The sequence below is a fragment of the Alkalicoccus luteus genome (assembly GCF_012034335.1).
Classification (GTDB): Bacteria; Bacillota; Bacilli; order Bacillales; family Salisediminibacteriaceae; genus Alkalicoccus; species Alkalicoccus luteus_A.
On record NZ_JAATHJ010000025.1, the window covers coordinates 12,561 to 33,781 of the forward strand.

20 protein-coding genes, 1 tRNA gene and 1 pseudogene are annotated in these 21,221 nt (G+C 50.5%); 13 read left to right on the forward strand and 9 right to left on the reverse strand.

Annotated elements, in window-relative coordinates:
- Positions 1-27: 27 nt before the first annotated feature.
- Positions 28-1,392 (forward strand): MBL fold metallo-hydrolase, encoded by a 1,365-nt coding sequence (locus tag HCN83_RS13545; protein WP_168008208.1) that lies wholly within the window; start codon positions 28-30, stop codon positions 1,390-1,392.
- On the forward strand, positions 1,389-1,682 hold the full coding sequence (locus HCN83_RS13550; protein WP_168008210.1) for a DUF3006 family protein: 294 nt from the start codon (positions 1,389-1,391) through the stop codon (positions 1,680-1,682). Before HCN83_RS13545 ends, HCN83_RS13550 begins: the two co-directional genes overlap by 4 nt.
- A gap of 111 nt (positions 1,683-1,793) precedes the next feature.
- On the opposite strand, the gene HCN83_RS13555 is transcribed toward HCN83_RS13550, so the two are convergent.
- Positions 1,794-1,869, reverse strand: a tRNA-Ala gene (locus tag HCN83_RS13555).
- Positions 1,870-1,936: 67 nt separating this feature from the next.
- Complete coding sequence (locus HCN83_RS13560) at positions 1,937-2,095, reverse strand: hypothetical protein (RefSeq protein WP_168008212.1); 159 nt, start codon at positions 2,093-2,095, stop codon at positions 1,937-1,939.
- Between the two features lie 105 nt (positions 2,096-2,200).
- On the opposite strand from HCN83_RS13560, the gene HCN83_RS13565 reads away from it, so the two are divergent.
- The 10 genes and pseudogenes from HCN83_RS13565 to HCN83_RS18460 form a co-directional block, all read left to right on the forward strand.
- Complete coding sequence (locus HCN83_RS13565; protein ID WP_168008214.1) at positions 2,201-2,833, forward strand: methyltransferase domain-containing protein; 633 nt, start codon at positions 2,201-2,203, stop codon at positions 2,831-2,833.
- A gap of 35 nt (positions 2,834-2,868) precedes the next feature.
- Entirely contained in the window at positions 2,869-4,707 is a 1,839-nt protein-coding gene (locus HCN83_RS13570; protein WP_168008216.1) for a UbiD family decarboxylase, read from the forward strand.
- The gene (locus HCN83_RS13575) at positions 4,704-4,892 is read left to right on the forward strand and encodes a hypothetical protein (protein WP_168008218.1); all 189 of its coding nucleotides are present in this window, start codon (positions 4,704-4,706) and stop codon (positions 4,890-4,892) included. The genes HCN83_RS13570 and HCN83_RS13575 overlap by 4 nt, the downstream gene beginning before the upstream one ends.
- Positions 4,893-4,895: 3 nt before the next feature.
- Entirely contained in the window at positions 4,896-5,216 is a 321-nt protein-coding gene (locus HCN83_RS13580) for a redoxin domain-containing protein (protein ID WP_168008269.1), read from the forward strand.
- Between the two features lie 1,149 nt (positions 5,217-6,365).
- Complete coding sequence (locus tag HCN83_RS13585) at positions 6,366-6,719, forward strand: ribonuclease E inhibitor RraB (RefSeq protein ID WP_168008220.1); 354 nt, start codon at positions 6,366-6,368, stop codon at positions 6,717-6,719.
- Positions 6,720-6,873: 154 nt separating this feature from the next.
- A complete protein-coding gene (locus HCN83_RS13590) occupies positions 6,874-7,467 on the forward strand; it encodes a DJ-1/PfpI family protein (protein WP_168008222.1) in 594 nt (197 codons plus the stop codon).
- Positions 7,468-7,474: 7 nt separating this feature from the next.
- Positions 7,475-8,095, forward strand: coding sequence for a fumarylacetoacetate hydrolase family protein (locus HCN83_RS13595; protein ID WP_343033734.1), 621 nt, complete (start codon positions 7,475-7,477; stop codon positions 8,093-8,095).
- A gap of 98 nt (positions 8,096-8,193) precedes the next feature.
- A complete protein-coding gene (ggt, locus tag HCN83_RS13600; RefSeq protein WP_168008226.1) occupies positions 8,194-9,834 on the forward strand; it encodes a gamma-glutamyltransferase in 1,641 nt (546 codons plus the stop codon).
- Positions 9,835-9,863: 29 nt separating this feature from the next.
- The gene (locus HCN83_RS13605) at positions 9,864-11,474 is read left to right on the forward strand and encodes an L-lactate permease (protein WP_168008228.1); all 1,611 of its coding nucleotides are present in this window, start codon (positions 9,864-9,866) and stop codon (positions 11,472-11,474) included.
- A 324-nt stretch (positions 11,475-11,798) separates the two neighbouring features.
- Positions 11,799-12,014, forward strand: a pseudogene (locus HCN83_RS18460) (group II intron reverse transcriptase/maturase); the annotation flags it as partial.
- A gap of 222 nt (positions 12,015-12,236) precedes the next feature.
- Here HCN83_RS18460 and HCN83_RS13615 read toward each other — a convergent pair.
- The 7 genes from HCN83_RS13615 to HCN83_RS13645 form a co-directional block, all read right to left on the reverse strand.
- Positions 12,237-12,902 (reverse strand): 3'-5' exonuclease, encoded by a 666-nt coding sequence (locus HCN83_RS13615; RefSeq protein WP_425483628.1) that lies wholly within the window; start codon positions 12,900-12,902, stop codon positions 12,237-12,239.
- 36 nt (positions 12,903-12,938) lie between these two features.
- Positions 12,939-14,855, reverse strand: coding sequence for a DUF294 nucleotidyltransferase-like domain-containing protein (locus HCN83_RS13620; protein ID WP_168008230.1), 1,917 nt, complete (start codon positions 14,853-14,855; stop codon positions 12,939-12,941).
- Positions 14,836-16,497, reverse strand: coding sequence for a sodium:solute symporter family protein (locus HCN83_RS13625; protein WP_168008232.1), 1,662 nt, complete (start codon positions 16,495-16,497; stop codon positions 14,836-14,838). The genes HCN83_RS13620 and HCN83_RS13625 overlap by 20 nt, the downstream gene beginning before the upstream one ends.
- 45 nt (positions 16,498-16,542) lie before the next feature.
- Entirely contained in the window at positions 16,543-16,848 is a 306-nt protein-coding gene (locus tag HCN83_RS13630) for a DUF4212 domain-containing protein (protein ID WP_168008234.1), read from the reverse strand.
- Between the two features lie 81 nt (positions 16,849-16,929).
- Positions 16,930-17,181: a hypothetical protein gene (locus HCN83_RS13635; RefSeq protein ID WP_168008236.1), complete on the reverse strand. Its 252-nt coding sequence runs from the start codon at positions 17,179-17,181 to the stop codon at positions 16,930-16,932.
- A 19-nt stretch (positions 17,182-17,200) separates the two neighbouring features.
- Positions 17,201-17,383 (reverse strand): hypothetical protein, encoded by a 183-nt coding sequence (locus HCN83_RS13640; RefSeq protein WP_168008238.1) that lies wholly within the window; start codon positions 17,381-17,383, stop codon positions 17,201-17,203.
- A gap of 490 nt (positions 17,384-17,873) precedes the next feature.
- The gene (locus HCN83_RS13645; protein ID WP_168008240.1) at positions 17,874-19,232 is read right to left on the reverse strand and encodes a sodium-dependent transporter; all 1,359 of its coding nucleotides are present in this window, start codon (positions 19,230-19,232) and stop codon (positions 17,874-17,876) included.
- A gap of 210 nt (positions 19,233-19,442) precedes the next feature.
- On the opposite strand from HCN83_RS13645, the gene HCN83_RS13650 reads away from it, so the two are divergent.
- Entirely contained in the window at positions 19,443-21,179 is a 1,737-nt protein-coding gene (locus HCN83_RS13650; RefSeq protein ID WP_168008242.1) for a PucR family transcriptional regulator, read from the forward strand.
- Positions 21,180-21,221: the final 42 nt, after the last annotated feature.

Sequence of the window (21,221 nt, forward strand, 5' to 3'; positions counted from 1 at the left end):
TACTCATTTTGAGGGGGGAGCACAGACTTGGTTCGGTCATGGATCTTCTATTCAGCGATTTTACTGATGTTGGCAGCATGTGGAACGGAACAGCAGGGAGTAGAGGAAACGAACAATGCAGCTGAGGCAGAGAACGACAGCACGAATATGGAAGAAGAGGCAGAAGCTGATCTTTCAGAAGAATCAGCCGCAGAAAACAACGACTCTGAAACGAATGATGCTTCAGAAGAGAATGAGCCGGAAGAGAATGAACAAGCTGCTGAAGAGGAAGACGCAGCAGAGAATACAGCAGAAGACAACAGTGCGGGGAACGAAGAACTTGCTGCTGAACCTCACGGTGAGCTTTCGGTTCATTTTATCGATGTGGGCCAGGCAGATGCCACCCTTTTCAGCCATGAATACGAAGGCGATATGTATCACGTCTTATTTGACACGGGCAACTGGAACCGGTCGGATGCCCTTCATTACTTACAGGATAAGCAGGTGGAGGAGCTGCAGGTGATGATTGGCAGCCATCCGCACGCCGATCACATTGGACAGATGGATAAAATCCTGGAAAGCGGCATTGCGGTGGAAGAGGCATGGATGTCCGGCGATGAAGCGACTTCTGATACGTTTATGCGCGTCATGGATGCCATTGAACGGCACGTCCCGGTTTATGAGGAGCCTCGCGCCGGCGACAGCTTTGATATAGGTGCACTCGAGATCGACGTTCTGCATCCGGCGGAGCTTACCGGTGATCTGCACGATGGATCGCTTACCATGCAGTTTACGTATGGAGATGTCTCGATTTTATTAACCGGAGATGCAGAAGACAGTGCCGAACAAATGATGCTGGACCGAGGGGAAGACGTGAAATCGGACATCTTGCAGCTCGGTCATCACGGATCGGATACGTCTACGACCCAGCCTTTTTTAGAGGCAGTTGACCCTGAAACGGTCGTCTATTCTGCCGGTGAAAACAATAGCTACGGTCATCCGCATGCTGAGGTGCTCCAGCGTGTTGAAGATTACGAAGCTGATCTGTATGGGACGGATGTAAACGGCACGATAGTGGTTACGACTGATGGCGAGACGTACAATCTGGAAACAGAACAAGATGGAGATCCGGATGTTCCTGCTAACGACGAAGCAGCGGAAGAGCAGGAAGCGGATGAACAGCAGGCTTCAAACGAAGAAGATGAAGACACACAAGCGCCGGACGGCTGTATTAATATTAACGAGGCTTCTTCTGAAGCGCTTGAAGAAATTGTGCATATCGGACCAGCGCGAGCTGCCGAGCTGATCGAGAAACGACCGTTTTCTTCTCTGGAAGACATGGAGCGGATTGACGGCATTGCAGCGGGCAGGCTGGCTGATATTAAAGAGGAAGGGACGGCTTGTGTACCATGATGAAAACATGCAGTGGTGTTGTAGACCGCATTGTTGACGGCCGGACCGCAGTTGTTTTACTGGAAGAGCAGCAAAGGCAGCTTGATCTGCCGCTTGCACGGCTGCCGTCGGGCGTGCAGGAGGGTCATCGTCTGCTCGTGGATGTGTCTGAAACAGACGGAAGCTGCGGACGGATCGTAATCGACAATGAGGCGACAAAAGCGTCCCGGGCAGCAGCTGCTGAAGCAAGGGAACCGCTGCTTCAGGGAAAAGAGCGGAGCCGGTTTAAGCGAACACGCAGAAGAACGTAGAGAATCCCGATTTCCTGCAGTCAGGAAATCGGGATTCTTTGTTGTCCGAGACGCCAACATAAAAAAAGCAGAATTTCCAACGATGACAATCCTGCTTTAATAACGTATGTATGGTGGAGCATAGCGGGCTCGAACCGCTGACCTCCACGCTGCCAGCGTGGCGCTCTCCCAGCTGAGCTAATGCCCCTTATCGGCTCACAAAAATGATTATACGTCAGAAGCTTAAACAGATGCAAGCCCTTTTTTCATTTTTGTTAAAAGATGACGAAAAGAATGTACCAGACTACACCCGCTACAATCGAGGCGATCAGACCGGACAAAACGTTTTCCTTCATCAGTTTCTTATGTTTGATGTAATCAAACAACGTCCAGCCGATAAACATTGTGATCGTGAAAATAAGTGCACCAAGCATCTCATCAGCTCCTTCTGGCTCTGCCGCTTATTTTATCAGAAATCGCCCTTGAAGGACAGACAGCAGGAATCTGGTATACTGGACGACAGAGAGGAGGCCGTCAACGTGACGTTATTTACAAAGCTGTATGATCTTATTATGCAGCCAGCTGACCAACTGCTGCTGAAGGACCTGCGGGAACGCCTTGTCGGTCAGGCAGACGGACGTGTGCTGGAAGTGGGCTCAGGAACTGGGCTTAATTTTCCTTACTATGTACCCGGGCTGCAGGTGACGGCATTAGAGCCGGATGACGGCCTCCGCAATAAATCCCTCAGCAGAATGCTGAGAGCAGATGCAGCAATCCGCGTCGTGGCTGGAGAAGCAGAAATGCTTCCGTTTGAGACAGACAGCTTCGATACCGTCGTGTGCACGCTCGTGCTTTGTACCGTAGAAAGTCAGGAAGAAGCGATCAGGGAAATCAAGCGTGTACTGAAGCCGGAAGGAACGCTTCTGCTGCTGGAGCACGTGCTGCCGGAGGACCGGACGAGAAAGGAATGGTTCATGCGGGCTGCTCCGGCATGGGAGAAGATGTGCGGAGGATGCCGACTGGACCGTCCAACGGGAAGGATGCTGTGCTCCCACGGGTTCCGACCGGTTGTCATGCGTACATTTGCTAAAGGTCTTTTTATAGAGATGACCGCGAAACCTGTAACGAAATTGTCGCAGGAAACACGCGGTTTTACCGAAGAAATCCGGTAAACTGGATAGCAGAGAAGAAGGAAAGGGGAGACAGGATGTATCAGAGCATGGAAGACGCCGTACTAGATTTGGAAAAACACGGGCACCTGATACGTATTAAGGAAGAGGTGGATCCCGATCTGGAGATGGCATCGATCCACCTGCGTGTATTTGAGCAGGGAGGACCGGCCATCTTGTTTGAGCGTGTAAAGGGCAGTCCGTTTCCTGCTGTATCGAACATGTTCGGCACGCTGGAACGATGCCGTTTTTTATTCCGCAGCACGCTTGGCAGCGTTCAAAACGTGATGCAGGTCCGTAATGATCCGGCGGCTGCACTGAAAAAACCGTGGAAACACGTAACGTCAGGCATCGCTGCCACTAATGCGCTTCCATTAAAACGAAAGACGCTTGATCCAGTCGGGTTTCAGCAAATATCGATTGACGAGCTTCCGCTGATTCGACACTGGCCGGAGGACGGTGGCGCTTTTGTTACGCTGCCCCAGGTCTATTCAGAAGATCCGGAGAAGCCCGGCATCATGAATGCCAACCTCGGCATGTACCGCGTGCAGCTGAGCGGCAATGAGTTTGAACTTAACAAGGAAGCCGGCATGCATTACCAGATCCACCGGGGGATCGGCGTTCATCAGTCCAAGGCTGTGAAAAAAGGAGAGCCGCTCAAAGTCAGTATTTTCATTGGAGGGCCTCCCGCTCATACGCTGTCAGCTGTTATGCCGCTACCGGAAGGGCTGAGTGAAATGACATTTGCAGGACTGCTCGCGGGCAGGCGCTTCCGCTACAGCTATGACAGTGGCGGCTATGCTGTCAGCAATGATGCCGATTTTGTCATTACCGGAGATATTTATCCAGATGAAACAAAGCCGGAAGGGCCGTTTGGTGATCACCTCGGCTACTACAGCCTGACGCATGATTTTCCGCTGATGCGTATTCAAAACGTGTATGCCCGCAAAAATGCGATCTGGCCGTTTACTGTCGTCGGCAGGCCGCCGCAGGAGGACACAGCATTCGGTGCCATGATCCACGAGCTGACCGGAGACGCGGTTCGTCAGGAAATTCCGGGTGTCAAAGAAGTACACGCAGTAGATGCAGCAGGAGTTCATCCGCTGCTGTTTGCGATCGGCAGTGAACGCTATACGCCTTATCAGCAAACAAAGCGGCCGGCAGAGCTGTTAACGATTGCGAACCGTATTCTCGGAACCGGCCAGCTGAGCCTGGCAAAGTATTTATTCATCACGGCAGGAGAGGATGCTGTATCCACCCATGAAGAAGCAGGATTCCTCGAATATGTTCTGGAGAGGATTGATCTGCAGCGGGATCTTCATTTTCAGACGGAGACAACCATCGACACGCTCGACTACAGCGGTACCGGCTTAAATACCGGAAGCAAGGTGATCGCGGCTGCCTATGGTGACAAGCGGCGTGAGCTTGCAACGACTGTTCCGCAAACATTAAACGAGCAAACGATGGTAAAGCAGACAGCGCTTGTTCAGGCTGGAGTTGCAGCAGTTGACATTGGCAGCTATTCAGATGGGAAAGATGCTGAACAGCTTGCCGAACAGCTGACAAAAGCAGGTGCAGATGATACACTGCCGATGATTGTTATCGTTGACGACGCGGACTTTACCGCAGCCGAAACGAGCAATTTCCTCTGGTCGGTGTTCACGCGTAGCAATCCGTCTCATGACATAAGCGGTGTTAATGAACATTTCCGTTTTAAACATTGGGGATGCGATCAGATGATTATTGATGCAAGAAAAAAGCCGCATCACGCTCCGCCTCTCGTTAAAAATGATGCGGTTGAAAGACGAACCGACCGTTTTTTTGAACCAGGTGGTATTTTCCACCATCTGCAAGAGAAAGGAGATGCGAACGAATGAAAAAAATAACGGCTGTACTTGCCGCTCTAGGCCTGACAGCGGCCTGCTCTGCGGACAATCCGGACACAGAATCATACAATCCGGAAGACTATCAGCTTGCTTTCCCATCTACAGCAGGAAGTGAGACAGAGATATTCACGGATGACCGGGCGGATCTTTATTATTATTTTACCGGAGTCAACTGAAGTATCTGCCTTTCTCAGCTAGTTGAGCTGAACGAATCACTGGACGATATTGAAGATGCTGGTTTCAACGTGTACGGAATCAGTCCGGATCCGCCGGAAGCCCATCAGGTAGTCGCAGATCAGTACAATCTGGATTTTGAACTATTAACAGACGTACAAGGGGAATTCGGTTTTACACACGAATTTATTGAAGAAGATCAGACGATTTACCGTGGATACCTGGCTGTAAATCCAGACTCAAATGAACTCACAAAAGAAATTGATTACCTGCCTGGGGAAAATGTTAACGAAGTACTCGACGTACTTGAATCGATGCAGGATTGATCTTGAAAGACTCTGTTAACTTACATGTTTATTCGTTTGATTGCATTTTTCTCTGCTTACCGGCGGAAGCTTGCCGTGGGCTGGCCTTCAGCTATTTCTCAGGGGGACCCTGTATGAAGGGAAGAAAGGCACGGCTTCACTCGGACACAGGCTTCTTACAAGAAGCCTTTAAGACCCAGTCCGGCTCCGCTCGTGCGTTGATGCCGTTCGCAGATCTGAACGGCACTGAATCTTCAGACTGCGCTGATTCCACAGGCGTCTCCGCCGGACACATCGGGAAAACAGCTTGGCTTTTTGGAGAATAATGTCACAACAGGCAGACGTAACTGCTTTTTTCCCGTTTATCATGAATTCGATGAAGGACTGGCAGCCCTCTTTAACATCGATACGTCTCATCGGGAAGATTCTATCCGTATGGAAGCCGATCGTGCCTTTATAGCCAGGCACGTGAAACGTACGATCGGCTGCCGACATCGAAGGATCTCGACTCCGGGAGGATCAGAACGAGGCGAAGATCCGGCGGACAGCAGGAGGAATCGGTTAGCTGAGCCCGTTCCCTCCGGAAAGCGAGTGTCCGCAGATACAGGCAGATGCAATCTTATTCACCTAAAATGACTTTATCAACACTCTGGAAAGAGCCCGGCTTTGGCCGGGCTCTTTTAAGCTGTTGACAAAGTCAATCAGCTTACATGTATATTCGTTTGGTTGTAGTTCCTCTCTGTTTACCGAGCCTGCCGTGGGCTTACCTTTAGCTATTTCTCAGGGTAAACCACTGTATGAAGGGAGAACGGCGCGGCTTCACTCGGACTCCGGCTTCTCGCGAGAAGCCTTCAAAAGCTAGTCCGGCTCCGCACGCGCTCTTCATGCCGTTCAGGATCGAACGGCTATGAGGCTTCACTCGGACACCGCTTCTCGCGAGAAGCTTTCAAGACCCGATCCGACTCCGCACGCGCTTTTCATGCCGTTCAGGATCGAACGGCTATGAGGCTTCACTCGGACACAGGCTTCTTACGAGAAGCCTTCAAGAGCCGGTACCGTTAACGATCCGAATGGCATTGAATCTGTAAAAGCAGCGTATTTCCCGGGAAATAGTTTTGAACCATTAAATGCTGGGAAAAGGTTGATAATGATGCAGAAAGGGTGACATAAATGACGATAAAAATGTCGGTGTACTTTCAAAATGAGAACGATGCTGAATCACTGTCTGCGAGCTTAAAAAAGTTCGGAATTAACAACGAGCGGGTAGAGCGAGTCCCGGAAGATGGGAGCAAAGAAATCGTGGTTATTCCGGCAGCAGGAATCAGCGGCGGCTCAGCTACCGGACAGGGCGGACACCCTGGCATTTTTCAATCGCTCTCGAAACTTCGGGAGACGATGACAGCAGATAAAGGCTCTCATGCAGATTATGTACTGGAGTTCGAAGCTCCTGAGGAAAACAAGCAGGCTATTGTAGAAAAAATTAAACAGACAGAAGGCTACGTAACGAAAGACATGACAGAATAGCCTGCTGTAAAATAGAAAAACAGCGAAATGCCCGCCGGATCAGCCGATTCCTTACGAGAACCGGAGGCGGGTTTTTTGCCATTTAAGATTACTTCCATGCTTCCAGCCGTTGATATAATACGAACAACTTACGTTTTTAAAAGGAGGCAGCGTGATGACGAGAAAGTGGAAGGTCGGAATATATTTGTTTGAAGACGTGGAAGTGCTTGATTTCGCAGGGCCATATGAGGTTTTTTCACTTGCCGAGGATGAGTCCGGCAACAAATTGTTTGATGTCATTACGCTTTCCTACCGCGGGGGACTGACTGCTGCAAAAAACGGGCTGCGCATTGAAACAGAAAAATCGATTCAGGCGTGCCCACCGCTTGATATTCTTATCATTCCGGGCGGTCATGGAGCGACAGACAATGAGGTATACAATAAAGATCTGCTCCATTTTGTAAAGCAGCAGGCGAAAACAGCTGAGCTTGTTATGTCTGTCTGTACAGGGGCCTTTATTTTAGCTGAAGCAGAATTGCTGAATGGACGTGAAGCCGTCACCCACTGGATGGACCGGGACGACTTGCAGCGCGCATTCCCGGAAGTATCGGTATTGAAGGATACTCGTTTTGTTGATGAGGGACCGGTGCTCACAGCTGCGGGAATTTCTGCCGGGATCGATGCTTCTTTATACACGGTCGGGCGCTTTGCAGGAGAGGATGCAAAGCATCGCACAGCAAAGCGAATGGAATATGAAATCAGGGAGTGAGGGAGACGTGGAAATTCGGAATATTTACTGTGTAGGCAGGAACTATGCAGACCATGCAAAGGAATTAGGCAACGATATACCAGAAGCTCCGATGCTGTTTATGAAGCCGACGCATGCCCTCGTGCACGGTGCGAAAAAAACGCTTGATCTGCCTGCTGATGCCGGAGAGCTGCATTATGAAACGGAGCTTGTTGTCCTGTTTAAAGAGGCTTACAGCCCGGAAAAAACGCTTCAGGAAATGATTGGGCAGGCTGCAGTAGGCATTGATTTTACACTGCGGGACCGTCAGGAAAAATTAAAGCAGAAGCGGCACCCTTGGCTAACAGCAAAGGGATTTAAATATTCAGCCGCCGTCGGTCCTTTTTTTCCATTTGACGAGAAGCAGTGGCAGACGACAGCTTTTCGTATGGAAAAAAACGGTGAAATCGTACAGGAAGGCTCACCCGGGCAAATGATTTTTTCACTGCGTGAGCTCGTTGATTTTACAGGCCCGCTTCTTGGAATTGGTCCGGGAGACCTGCTTTACACCGGTACACCGGAAGGAGTCGGCAAAGTTGAAAAAGGAGATAAACTGGCGTTGTATTATAATAATCAGAAAGCCGGCACATTCTGGATCGAAACAACATAGCAGAAGAAAAATGGCATTTACGGTGGGATAACGCATGTTTATCCCACTTTTTTAATGGGAACAATGGCTTTAATGAATTTTTAAGGGAGGTTCTAAGCATGCAGCATTACACAGGAGCAAACCCAGCGTTTTTTGAAACCGGCAGAAAGCCAGTTCAAGGAGTGAGAGGAGCAGTAACATCTCCTAACTATCTCGCTACTCAGGCAGGAGAACAGATCCTGCGCCGGGGCGGTCATGCAGTGGAAGGTGCGATAGCAGTCAATACGGTGCTTTGCGTCGTTTATCCACATATGGCCGGACTTGGCGGGGATCTTTTTGCGCTCGTTAAAAACAAAGGGGAAGACGTGCAGGCGCTGAACGGCAGCGGCCGGGCAGGAGAGCAGGCTACCCGTGCATTTTATACCGAGCAGGGATACGAGGAAATTCCGGACCGTGGTCCCCTTGCAGCCAATACTGTTCCTGGAACTGTTGCCGCTTGGCAGGAGCTTCATCAGGCATACGGAAAACTAACGTGGCCGGAGCTGTTTGAAGAAGCTATTTACTTTGCAGAAGCAGGATTTACGGTAACAGAAAAATTCAGCCGGTTTCTCTATGAAAAGCAAGAAGTCATCAGGAAGCACGATAAAGCTGCGGAGGTTCTGCTTCCGGACGGCCAGGTGCCGCAGCCGGGTGAGATTTTAAAGCAGCCGGAGCTTGCGGAAACACTCCGCCGTATTGCAGATGAAGGAGCCGACGCTTTTTATTCTGGACCAATCGCTGAGCAAGTAACCGGCTCGCTTCAGGGTGCCGGCGGTCTGCTTACGATCGAGGATATGCGCAGTCATGAATCCTCGTGGGAAAAACCGCTCTCTACTACGTATCATGATACGTACGAAGTGTTCGAAATGCAGCCAAATACGCAAGGGATTGCGACCTTGATGATGCTGAACATACTGGAGTCGTTCCCCGTAGCGGCGCTTGGAGATAACACGAAGGAATACTACCATCTGATGGCAGAAGCCGCAAAGGTCGCTTTTACGTACCGCGACCAGTGGGTAACGGATCCTGCTTATGAACAAGTGCCCGTCGAATCGCTGCTCTCGGATGAGCATACGAAAAAGATGGTGGATCAGATAGATCTGCACCGCGCCTACCCGGTTGCTGATCTGCCACAGCTGCCTGAGCTGTCCGTGAATAAGGATACGACCTTTTTTGCAGCAGTCGACGCTGAAGGCAATGCTGTTTCCATGATTCAGAGCATATATCATGAGTTCGGCTCCGGATTTATGGCAGACGGCGGATTTCTGCTTCAGAACCGCGGCTCTTTTTTCAGCCTGGATAACGAGCATCCGAACCGCCTGGAGCCTGGTAAACGAACGTTTCATACGATCATTCCGGCGCTCGCGTTAAAGGACGGGGAGCCGTTCCTGCTGTTTGGTACGATGGGCGGCGAAGGACAGCCGCAAACGCAGTGTGCACTGCTCACAAGAATTGTCGACTTTGGCTATGACGTTCAGCAGGCGATCGAGGCACCTCGCTGGCTGTATGGAAGAACGTGGGGAGAAGACAGCTCTTCATTGAAAATGGAAAAACGAATTCCGGACAGTATTTTAACTGCTCTTGGAGACCTCGGCCACGAAATTGAAATCACACCAGGCTACTCGCAGCAAATGGGGCATGCACAGGCTGTTCTGTTCCGGAACACGTGTTATGAAGCTGGAGCGGATCCGCGCGGAGATGGTATTGCGCTAAGCTGGTAAAAACAACGTATGAATAAGGAGGGAGCATCATGGAGGAAAATTTACCTCTTGACCTGCTTCACTGGGGAGCGGCGGCTGTGCCGCTCGTTCTCCTGTTGGTCATGCTGGTTGTCCTGCGCTGGTCCGGTCCGCGTGCAGGCTGGATCGCAATGGGGATAGCTACATTAATTGCATTTACTCTTTATCAAGCCCCTTTCGACGCTGTTGCCGTCGGCTTCGGAAAAGGGCTTTGGGAAGCATTCTTTATTTTACTTGTCGTCTGGCCCGCACTGCTTTTGTATCAAGTGACAAAAGAGGCTGGTGCCTTTACGGTTATTCGTGAAGAAATACAGGAGCACAGTCAAAACTATCTCTTTCTCATCCTTGCATTCGGCTGGGTATTTGCCTCGTTTCTGCAGGGGATCGCCGGATTTGGGGCGCCAATTGCCGTTGTAGCTCCGCTTCTGATCGGCATTGGAGTAAAGCCTGTCACTGCTGTTGTTATTCCCTTGATTGGCCACGCCTGGGCTAACATGTTCGGAACACTCGCAGTCGGCTGGATCGCAACAATTAACGCGGTTGAAATCCAAGACCAGGCACTGACGCTGTTTTATACATCTATCCTGCTATGGATCCCAAACCTGCTGGCGGGGCTGATGATTTGTTACTTATTTGCAAAGTGGAAAGGCGTCAAAGAAGGATTTTGGGTAGTCATTATTATTTCTCTCATTCACGGCGGCGGTCAGCTTGCCTTAACGCAGGTGAACGCCACGCTGTCTACGTTTATTCCGGCCACGCTTGCGATGGTCGTGCTGCTCTTGTTTGCACGGCGTAAAAAATACAGCGAGCGCACGGAGCTTGAAGATGAAACCGACGTACTGGAAGAGGAGCGGCAAAGCACAGCCGAAAAACCAAAAATTTCACTGCACAAGGCGTTTATGCCTTATTATGTGCTGACGGTTGTATCGGTGCTTGCTCTCGGAATTCCCCAGGTAAACGAGTTTCTTGATCAATTCGAATTCGGATTCCCATTCCCGGCAACAGAAACCGGATACGGTTTTGAAGAAGAAGCAGAAGCGATGTACTCGCCGATCGCTCCGCTCACCCATCCGGGAACATACTTGCTGTTTGCATCTGTTTTTGCAGTCTTCTATTACCGTAAACTAAAGCTGTTCGGTGATGACGCTACGAAGACGATTCGAAAAGGACTGCTCGGCAATGCAATCGGAGCATCACTTGCTATTTCCGGATTTTTGACGATGACAGAGATCATGGGTACTTCCGGACAGACAACCGTGATTGCGCTCGGTATTGCGACTGTCTCTACGCCTCCGGTTTATGTGGCACTCGCCAATATTATAGGTATCATCGGTGCATTCATGACGTCCTCCAACACGTCCTCCAACGTTCTCTTCGCTCCGCTGCATGGCAACGTGGCGGAATCAATGGACGGACTGGAGCTTGCTGCAACGATTGCTGCACAGTCCACCGGTGGTGCGATTGGTAACTCCATCGCCCCGGCGAACGTGGTGCTGGGTACGAGTACGGCCGGCATTCAGGGCAGGGATGCCGAAGTATTTAAGCCGACACTTGTATTCTGTCTCATCGCAGGTATTGCGGTATCTGCAACAGCCGTACTGCTGCATTTAATAGGTGCATAAAATAATAACAGAAGAAAAGGACCGCATCTCCTTTTAGAGGAAGATGCGGTCAGGCTGTTTACAAAGTCAATCTGCTTACATGTTTATTCCTTTTGGTACAGTCATTCTTCGCATATCTAGCATGCCGGGGGCTTGCCTTCAGCTATTTCTGTAATATAGAAGAAGGGCACGGCTTCACTCGGAAACAGGCTTCTCGCGGGACGTACTCAGCCGATAAATCGTTTTTCGCTCCAAGCGTTGACTGCAAAAACAACGTTGGGGATGGCAAAAGCGACACAACGCCCGGAAATTGTAACAGAACGCTCCGTGAAACTCACTTACCAGATCCGCCGTAGGCTGCGAATGATCCGTTGGAAGGAGTTGAAACTTCCGAAAACCAGGGTAAGGCAACTGAGGGCGCTCGGGGTATCGAAACAGAAAGCGTATGAATGGGGGAACACAAGAAAGGGCTACTGGCGAATCGCCTGCAGCCCAGTGCTTCATCATACGTTAAACGATGCCTACTGGCGGAAGATGGGGTTAAAATCGTTCCTGACGTAAACACGTATCATTTTCATGAAACCGCCGTATACGGGACCCGTATGTACGGTGGTGTGAGAGGACGGGGGTTCATCGCCCCCTCCTACTCGATTAAGCCCGTTCCCTCCGGAAAGCGAGTGTCCGTAGATGCAGGCAGATGCAACGTTATTCACCTGAAAGTACTTTATAAACAACCTGAGACCGCATCTCCTTATAAAGGGAGAGGCGGTCTTTTTAGCAAGCTCAGCGCTGAAAGGCGGGGCTTCCGTTTTCGCCTTGCGTGATGTCAATCAGATCGGCTAGCGTTCGTTTGCCGCGGTCCTCTAAATAATGAAGCAGTTCTACAAGCAGATGGGCCGTTGTCAGTGCGTCACCGACCGCACTGTGTCGTTCAAATATTTTCGTGCCGAAGCTTAGTGCGTAATGCTCCAGATCGCGCATATCCCAGGAAGGCGCCAGATAGCCAATGAGGTCCAGGGTGTCAAAATAGAGCGGCTCATCAAACGTATACTTGTGGCGAAGCAGCTCCTTCTTCAGAACGAGGACATCGAAAGCGAGATAGTGCCCCACCCAACCGCCGCTCTCATGCTTTTCAATATACTCATAAAACCGTTCTATTGCCTCCAGTGAATCAGGAGCGTCCTTCACATGATCATCGGTGATGCCTGTCAGCTCCGTAATCCGCTCTGGAATGGCGCGTCCGGGATTCACGTACGTCTGAAACGTATCGTCGGTTACTTTCAGACGTTCCACGTGGACGGCACCAATTTCAATCAGCCGGTCGTGGCTGCCGACAGAAAAACCGGTAGCTTCCGTATCGAACACCGTAAACGAGAGCTCGCTGATCGGCGTATTCAGCGGCTGATCCTGAACGAGTTGGTAGTGAAGCTTCTTTTTCTTCCAGAACATCATCATGGAAAGCGCTCCTTTATGCTGGATTCACACTTACATTATTCCGAATGAAGCAAGCATCTGATTTTGAAGGGAGCGGACTGCTTTGAGAGCAATAATCAGCTCCTCTTTCTCCCTCGTTTTCATGTGCACGAACTGGACTTCGCTTGATGACTCTTCGCCGCGCTGGTAGCGGCTCCACGACTGAGAAACCCGGACCGCAAGCAGAACTTCATACGCGAACATAATTTCATCCGTAAACTGTTCGCTGAATACCTTGCGCCTGCGGAGAGCGCGTATCGCTTCGGCAGGAGTTGCCTCTACGATTTCATGCTGAGCGCTTAACAGCTGCAGGGAATGATACAGCGGAAATAGAGCTTCTTTTTTCATATCGAGCTTATCGCGCTTCATACGGAACAAAGCCCGGATTGGGTGATCAAGGGTTGGCACAAGCGCCTGTTTCTCGTTTTCCGCGGCCCGGTACAGAAAGATGCGCGACTTGGTCATCTGCTGCTTGACCATGGACGTAAACGAATCGCGCAATACCTCGTCTCCGTAAAGAAAACGGAAGGCCAGAAAGTTGTGTCCGAGCAGAATGTTGTCGTTAGTAGCTCTCAGGCCCCACGTGCGTATCCGCTCTTCCCAGCGATTGATAGACCCGCGCCACTGCTTGAATTCTGCCATCATATCGCCGTCACATCGCTTGTAGCCGGCTGTTTCAAGAAAAGAGGTAATAACGGCACCGAGCCTTTCAAAATAACGGTCTGCTTCTTTCTGCTGATCAGCCGGAACGTTTTCGTAAACGAGAAAATGATCCTGGTCGGTGAGCAGGAATTGTTCTGCTCTTCCGGCACTGCCCATTACAAAGAAACCAAATGCGCAGGGCGGTTCTCCTTCATCGTCAGCTTTCATCTCCTCAAGTGCAAGCTCGATACAGTGACGAATGAGCCTGTCATAGAGGCTGGTGATAACGCTGAGAACGTGCTTAATTGGAATGCCATCTTCAAGGAGCTTGCCGAGAACGCCGTAAATGGCAGTTCTCACTTCGGGCAGCTTTTCCGGTGAGGAAGCTTCAATCTCCTGCAAAATATCAAACGTCCCCCGGTTTTTGCTGCGAAGCAGATCGGACAGCGTAACGATCCCGGCAGGTTCCGTTCCGGAGACGACAGGCAGGTGCTTAATGCCATTGACAAGAAAAGTGGACAGTGCCTGATAATAGTAGGCGGATCTGCCGATTACAACCGGATCCGGCGTCATTATATCTTTCACAGTGCCGTCGGATTTGCCGGGAGCGACAAACCGGTTTACGATATCTTTTTCCGTCATAATACCGGAAATACCGCCGCTTTCATTGACGATGATCAGCGAGCTTACCGCATGCTGTTCCATCTTCACCGCAGCTTCTTTGACCGGGGTGGATTCCGGAAGCGTCACAGGCGGGGCATTCATCAAGTCCTGCACTCGACGGATGAATGGCTCGCTTTCACCCCACTGTCTGGAAAGACGAACTTGTTCGGCAAGTGACGCGTAAATCTCACGCAGTCTTACAGCCACCTGACGCATAACATAGTCGCGAACTGTTTCATCATGCCATCTGGCTTCGAGAACTGAATACGGGATATGCAGGCAGGAGGTTTCTTCCGCCGCGCGAACCTCGACGGTGTAGGACTCCTCATGCTCGTTTGGCTCTCCGAGAAAGTCAGCAAGACTTGAAAAGCCAAGCATTTCACCGGCTTCCAGTACTTCCAGCACCTCCTGCGAGGCCGAGCCATCCGTATCTACAAACACTTCTGTCACTCCTTCAAGAATAAGGAGCAGACCTTCCCGTGCTGTTTTCGCATATAGTATTTTCTCACCGCGTCTGTACGCTACCTGCTCACACTGATCGATCAGCTCCTCCGCTTCAGCAGAGTTAAGCCCGCTGAAGAGAGGGTGCCGTCGAATCGATTCCTTACTTGTCGGCTGAGTCATTCATCCAGACCTCACCATCTTTATACGTCATCTGCTCCGGATAGCGAAGATCCATCGCTTCATCCTGAAGGTGCTGAGCAGGAGGCGGTGTCAGCAGCGATACGATAATGACGAGCAGCAGGTTTGCGGTAACCCCGAAGACCCCTGCGCCTGTATCCTGAATACCGAACAGCATGATACCGTTCATAGACAGGAAGATATAACCGAGCGTCACACCGAGGCCGCCGAGCATACCGGCAATAGCACCTTGTGCGTTCATTCGCTTCCACCAGACACCAAGGAACAGTACCGGGAAGAAGGTTCCGCCTGCTAAACCGAATGCCCAGGCAATGATCTGCGTAATAACCCCTGGCGGATCAAGAGCTACAATACCTGCAGCTACGGTGGCAAGCACGATCGCAATTCGTCCGGCTTTCAGACGCTTTGCATCTGTTGCATCAGGCTTCAGAAGGCGGTAGTAAATATCGTGTGCAAACGAGGACGAGATTGTAATTAGCAGACCTCCGGCGGTCGACAGAGCAGCTGCCATGGCGCCGGCTGCAATGAGACCAACGACGAAAACGCCAAGGTTTGCGATTTCCGGCGTGGCCATCACGACAATATCCGGGTTAATAACAAGGTCCTCCCATTCGAGAATGCCGTCGCCGCCGGTGTCAGCTATTTCCAGAAGCCCGGTGTTGACCCACGGTTCTGTCCAGGCGGGAAGTTCATCAATCGGCTGACCGACTACCTGCGTCATAATAATGAAGCGCGAAAACGCTGCATAGGCCGGTGCTGAGAGATAGAGAAGGGCAATGAACAGGAGTGCCCAGGCACCGCTCCATCTGGCAGCCTTCATCGTCGTTACCGTGTAAAAGCGAACGATAACGTGGGGAAGGGCAGCTGTACCGACCATAAGCGTAAAGAGGAGAGCGAGAAACTGACTTCTGTCGCTCTCGGTAAACGGCGCAAAGTATTCCGATATACCAAGCTCCCGGTCGATTGCACCGAGCTCATTTACGATGTTTCCGTACGTCAGCCACGGCAGCGGATTTCCCGTTACCTGCAGCGACATAAAGATGATCGGAATGATGTACGCCGTAATCAGAATTAAATACTGAGCCACCTGCGTCCATGTGACACCCTTCATCCCGCCGAGAGAGGCGTAAATCGCAATGACAACTACCCCGATCATAACCCCTGTGGAGGCAGGAAGATTCAGGAGACGGCCGATAACAACGCCGGAGCCTGACAACTGACCGATGATATAGGTGAAGCTGATAATGATTGTCGCAATCGCAGCGATCAGACGTGCAGCATTGCTGTCGAATCTGTCGCCAATAAATTCCGGTACAGTAAACCGGCCGTATTTACGGAGCTGCGGAGCGAGCAGGAAAGTCAGGAGCAAATAGCCTCCCGTCCAGCCCATTATGTAAGCAAGTCCGTCGTAGCCGAGAATCATAACTGTACCAGCCATTCCGATGAACGAGGCGGCACTCATCCAGTCGCCGCCGATGGCCATCCCGTTCCAAACCGGCGGGATGCCGCGGCTGGCTACGTAAAAGTCCGATGTAACCTTCGCGCGGTTGTAAACAGAAATTCCAATATATAAGGCAAATGTTAGTAAGATAAGCGTTAGTGACACTAATGACTGCTGATCCAAGAACGTTCCCTCCTTCGCGATGATAGAAGCTGCGGCTGAAGCTGATTAATGATCGGAAGCTCCGCCGCTTATTTGTTCGTTTTGCTTTTCATCAATACCAAACGCTTTATCGACGCGGTCACTGATCATAGCGTTTAGAAAGAGCAATACAACGAACGTGATAACTGCTCCCTGTGCCCCCATATAATAGTGGGCCGGCATTCCGAGAATGAGAGCGCCGCCTTCGTAAATGCTCTCGGCGAAGAACGCAACCCCGAAGGATACAGCAAAACCGATGGCGAGAAAAATAATGACCATGATCGTACGGATTCGAAAGTATTTGTCTGCAGTCGCTTTTTCAACTTTTCGCATGTCTGTCACTCCTTCTTTGTTTGTCTTAACCTGCCGGTGCGCGGAGCCTCACCCCCTTAAAGTACTGTAATCGCTTTCAAATCACCTTATATTTTTCTGCGCTGCACTCATTGTCCGCCGGCAGGAACGGCACATCATGAAAGGCGTTTTACGCCTCGCGATGAGATCGTTCGTAAGCAGGATAGCCGGAATAAACAGTAGAAACAGCGGTGTGAACACGATGCCGACTGCAGTCGTAACAACAACTGGCAGAACAGACATCATAAACATATACTGCCAGCGCTCAATAACCTTGACGTCACGGCTGCGGCAGGCAGGACAAGCGTCGTGCATTGTCTGATCCCTCCGTCATTCAGCGCATGCTGAAGATAAATTTCAGCGTGTCCCAAAACGGCATCGGGACCATGGCAACCTGCACGAATACGAAACCGATGATCGCAAAAAACGGAACGGTGAGCAGAAGCGGCTTTTTGTAGCGGATTGTCCCGATCACTGCTGCAAGTGCAAGCGTCCAAAATAAAATAAGCATCCACATAATACGAAAACCTCCTTCAAACATGACGGAAGCGGTCAGACCACCCCTGGTAAAACAAGTCCTATTACAAATCAGTGTGAGTGCAGAACCATCTGACATATAACAGAATAGGGTAACGAATGTCTCTTTTACAATTCACTGTAAAAAGAGACACCTTTGATTATTTCAAATTTTCAGACTTGAAGCAACTTATTTGTCAAAAAAAGGCGTAATGTACTACCGCTTTGAAGCAACAAAGTCCCTCTATGAGAGGGGATGCAGCAGAACAAAAAAATGTGTAAAGGGTCATAGGCGAATAATCATTAATGGAAGGTGAGAAAAACCTCCTGGAAGTAGTCTTGAAGCCGGAAAAGCGGCAGAAATAAGAGCAGAGGAAAAAGCCGCTTTTCTTTTCATCCGACGCACGAAGGCGAGCTGATTCTGCATCAACGAACGTAAAAAAACGGCGATCCGAGGAAGGATCACCGTTTTTTGCATATAATAATCTTATTTAGAACGTCCAGATGCCTGTGGAGTAAAGGAAAACTAGCAGGATTCCGAGCGGTGCGAAGACGCGCAGCAGCCAGATCCAGATGTTTCCGAGTACCGTATCACCGAAATCAGAGGCTTCAAATGCATCTGCTTTTTTCCAGCCCCAGCCGACAAACAAGGCGATAATCATACCGCCGAGCGGGAGGAAGATGTAGGATGCGAGGAAGTCCATTGAGTCGAAAATGTCACGGCCGCCAATCACTGTGATGTCCGACCATACGCCGAGTCCGAGAGAAGCCGGAATACCGAGCAGAAAGATAATCGAGCCGATAATCAATGCAGCTTTCTGACGGGACCATTCAAACTGACGCATAAAGTAGGCAACAGCAACTTCCAGAAGCGATACGCCTGAAGAAATAGCAGCTGCAGAAAGCAGGAAGAAAAAGGTCAGTCCGTAAATGGTTCCGAGTGACATGCTCGAGAAAATCTCCGGCAGCGTGATAAAGACGAGTCCTGGTCCGGAATCCGGCGCGATCCCAAATGTAAACACGGCAGGGAAAATCATCAGACCTGCGACAATCGCAAATAGGGAATCCATTGATGCAACACCGACAGCAGCACCGGGCAGCTTTTCTTTTTTAGACAGGTAAGAGCCGTAAGTAATCAGTGCACCCATCCCGAGGCTCAATGAGAAGAAGGCCTGACTCATCGCCGCCAGATAGATGGCAGGATCGGTCAGTGCGCTCCAGTCAGGAGAAAAGAGGAAGCTGAACGCTTCACCTGCGCCACTAAGCGTCATGCTGTACCCGGCCAGGATGAGAACGAGAATGGCCAGGAGCGGCATGAGAAACTTGTTAGAAGCTTCAATCCCTTTTTTAACACCGACAAACACAATTCCGGTGACGGTCGCCATGAAGGCAAACTGCCAGAACAGCGGATGAATCGGCGATGTGTGGAAATTCACAAAGAAATCTGCCGAAGCGCCTTCCGCTGCGACATTCAGTCCGCCGAACACATACTGGAAGAAGTAAAAGAGCGACCACCCTGCTGCAACCCCGTAAAAAGCAAGAATAATAAATGCAGAAGCAACGCCCATAAATCCGGCGATAACCCAGGGTTTGCCGGGAGCGAGTGATTGAAACGAGCCGACGACATCAAGCTGAGCCCGTCTCCCGATTGTAAACTCTGCCATCAGAATCGGCAGACCAATTGCAATTATACATAACATATAAATAAGTAAGAATGCAGCACCGCCGCTTTCTCCGGCAACATATGAAAAGCGCCAGATGTTCCCGAGTCCGACAGCCGAACCGAGCGCTGCGAGCATAAAGCCGAGCCGCGATCCCCACTGTTCTCTGGCTGGTTGTTGCGATACCATAAGATGTGCTCCCCCTTTAAAACGTTGAAGTGTAAAAGTTTTAGAATTTTACTATAACACATTATGAAAAAATGAAAACAGTTATTTTTTCATATTTTCAGAAAAAGTCGAAGCTCACCGTCAATTTCCATGAAACGGATTGGTTGCCAAGGTGTGCAACCCGTGCGACACTGTAATCAGAATAGAAAGAAAACGGGTGAGGTGAACGGTATGGGAGTATTCGCTGAGCAGATCATTCACGCTCCGCTGTTTGCAACAGCACAAATTCGGTCAGGGGAAGACCGGCTCAAAAAAAATGAAGTAGAGTGGGTTTCTGTTATGGAAACGCCGGTCGAAAATTTTATCCGGGAGAAAGAGTTTGTTCTGACGACGGGGATCGGCATCGGTGAAGATGCTGACTTGCTGGAGAAGTTCGTCTCTGATGTGATTCATTCCGGCGCTTCGATGCTTGGAATTGCTACTGGCAGGCACATTTTTGATATTCCGGACCGGGTGCTACAGCTTGCAGAGGAGCATGGATTTATTATTCTCGATCTGCCCTGGGATGTGCGTTTTGGCGATGTCATCTCCACCGTTTTAAATGAAATTAACAAAAGCAAGCAGGAAGAGCGGCAGGTGTCTGAAGAGATCCGGCTCGATTTTCTGAATCAGGTGCTGCAGGAAGGCGACTTGCAGGAAATCGCAGAGCTGCTGCACCGGCATACACGCATGCCGGCAATGATCACCGAGTTTGATGGAACGATGCGGGCTTATTATGACGTGTCAGAGGATGTGCTGGCAGCAGTAGAAGCAAAGCAGTGGACGCGGCCGAAGGCGTACGAAATCGAACAGCACTTAGGCGCCGCCTTCAGCGAGCATAGGCTGCACCCGCACATTTTTGTCTACGATACAGCAGGAGAGCGCTGGTGCCGGGTGCTGATTCATACGAAGCATCGGAAGCAAGGATTTGTCTGGTTCCGCCTTCCGGACGGCCAGCCCATGACGTGGTTTACGATGAATGTGCTAGAGCACGCCGTTACCGCATGTGCTCTCTTCTTTATTAAAGAGGATGCCGTCGAAGCCCGCGAAATTAAAGTGAAGGACAGTTTCATACTGCAGTTGGCCAAAGAGGAGCCGGATGACTTTGGCGTGGTCCGCTCAAAAGCGGAGCTGCTCGGCTACGATCTGGATCTGCCGTATGTTTGTATCGTGGGAAGGATTCACCTTCGGGAGGATGAATCTGAATTTCCGTCGTTCCATAAAGACAATCCGCCGACTTCCTCGCTGCAAAACGTAAACTACTATATTCAAAAGGAGATAAACAGTGCGGCAAGGTTTATCGGCAGGCGTGCCATGGCTACCTTCGACGAAGATGAAGTGATCGTGTTCCTCGAAGCAGCTTACGACGTATATACGGAAACGGCCAATCAGTTTCTTGACTACATTGAGCGCCGGCTCTCCGACATGCTGACCGAAATAGGGCTGCGCTGGGGAATCTCCGTTAAGAAGGAGGAAGCAAACGGATTTCATCACAGCTACCGTGAAGCGTATACGGCGCTTGAAATCGGCATTCGCAAGGCGGAAGAATCGAGCCGGACGTTTTATAAGGATACGAGAATTAACCGTGTTCTGCTGGCTATGTCGGCCAACCATGACATCCAGTCGCTCGTCCAGGAGATTGTAAAACCGCTTGCTGACTATGATGAAAAACGGCAGACGGACCTGATTCATACGTTCATGACCTATAACAAGTACAGCGGCAACGTCAGCCAGACAGCACGTGCCCTGCACCTGCACCGTCAGTCGCTGCTTTACAGGCTTCGTAACATCGAATCGCTTACCGGGCTGTCGCTTCTGGAGTCAGATGATGTGTTTCTATTAGAACTGACGATCCGTCTCTGGCAGCTGAAGGATCTCCAGCGACCGGCGCTCGGTCTTCAAAGCGGGCGCAGCGAAGAAGGAACGTAAGCTGTTTCCTACAAATGTCTTCCGGACTTGTAACAGTCCGGA

What these genes read in the sequence shown, in the direction of transcription:
- HCN83_RS13550 (WP_168008210.1), top strand. Translation starts at nt 1,389, where the DNA reads ATGATGAAAACATGCAGTGGTGTTGTAGACCGCATTGTTGACGGCCGG.
- HCN83_RS13560 (WP_168008212.1), bottom strand. Translation starts at nt 2,095, where the DNA reads ATGCTTGGTGCACTTATTTTCACGATCACAATGTTTATCGGCTGGACG.
- HCN83_RS13570 (WP_168008216.1), top strand. Translation starts at nt 2,869, where the DNA reads ATGTATCAGAGCATGGAAGACGCCGTACTAGATTTGGAAAAACACGGG.
- HCN83_RS13575 (WP_168008218.1), top strand. Translation starts at nt 4,704, where the DNA reads ATGAAAAAAATAACGGCTGTACTTGCCGCTCTAGGCCTGACAGCGGCC.
- HCN83_RS13585 (WP_168008220.1), top strand. Translation starts at nt 6,366, where the DNA reads ATGACGATAAAAATGTCGGTGTACTTTCAAAATGAGAACGATGCTGAA.
- HCN83_RS13590 (WP_168008222.1), top strand. Translation starts at nt 6,874, where the DNA reads ATGACGAGAAAGTGGAAGGTCGGAATATATTTGTTTGAAGACGTGGAA.
- ggt (WP_168008226.1), top strand. Translation starts at nt 8,194, where the DNA reads ATGCAGCATTACACAGGAGCAAACCCAGCGTTTTTTGAAACCGGCAGA.
- HCN83_RS13605 (WP_168008228.1), top strand. Translation starts at nt 9,864, where the DNA reads ATGGAGGAAAATTTACCTCTTGACCTGCTTCACTGGGGAGCGGCGGCT.
- HCN83_RS13615 (WP_425483628.1), bottom strand. Translation starts at nt 12,902, where the DNA reads ATGTTCTGGAAGAAAAAGAAGCTTCACTACCAACTCGTTCAGGATCAG.
- HCN83_RS13620 (WP_168008230.1), bottom strand. Translation starts at nt 14,855, where the DNA reads ATGACTCAGCCGACAAGTAAGGAATCGATTCGACGGCACCCTCTCTTC.
- HCN83_RS13630 (WP_168008234.1), bottom strand. Translation starts at nt 16,848, where the DNA reads ATGCGAAAAGTTGAAAAAGCGACTGCAGACAAATACTTTCGAATCCGT.
- HCN83_RS13635 (WP_168008236.1), bottom strand. Translation starts at nt 17,181, where the DNA reads ATGCACGACGCTTGTCCTGCCTGCCGCAGCCGTGACGTCAAGGTTATT.
- HCN83_RS13640 (WP_168008238.1), bottom strand. Translation starts at nt 17,383, where the DNA reads ATGTGGATGCTTATTTTATTTTGGACGCTTGCACTTGCAGCAGTGATC.
- HCN83_RS13645 (WP_168008240.1), bottom strand. Translation starts at nt 19,232, where the DNA reads ATGGTATCGCAACAACCAGCCAGAGAACAGTGGGGATCGCGGCTCGGC.
- HCN83_RS13650 (WP_168008242.1), top strand. Translation starts at nt 19,443, where the DNA reads ATGGGAGTATTCGCTGAGCAGATCATTCACGCTCCGCTGTTTGCAACA.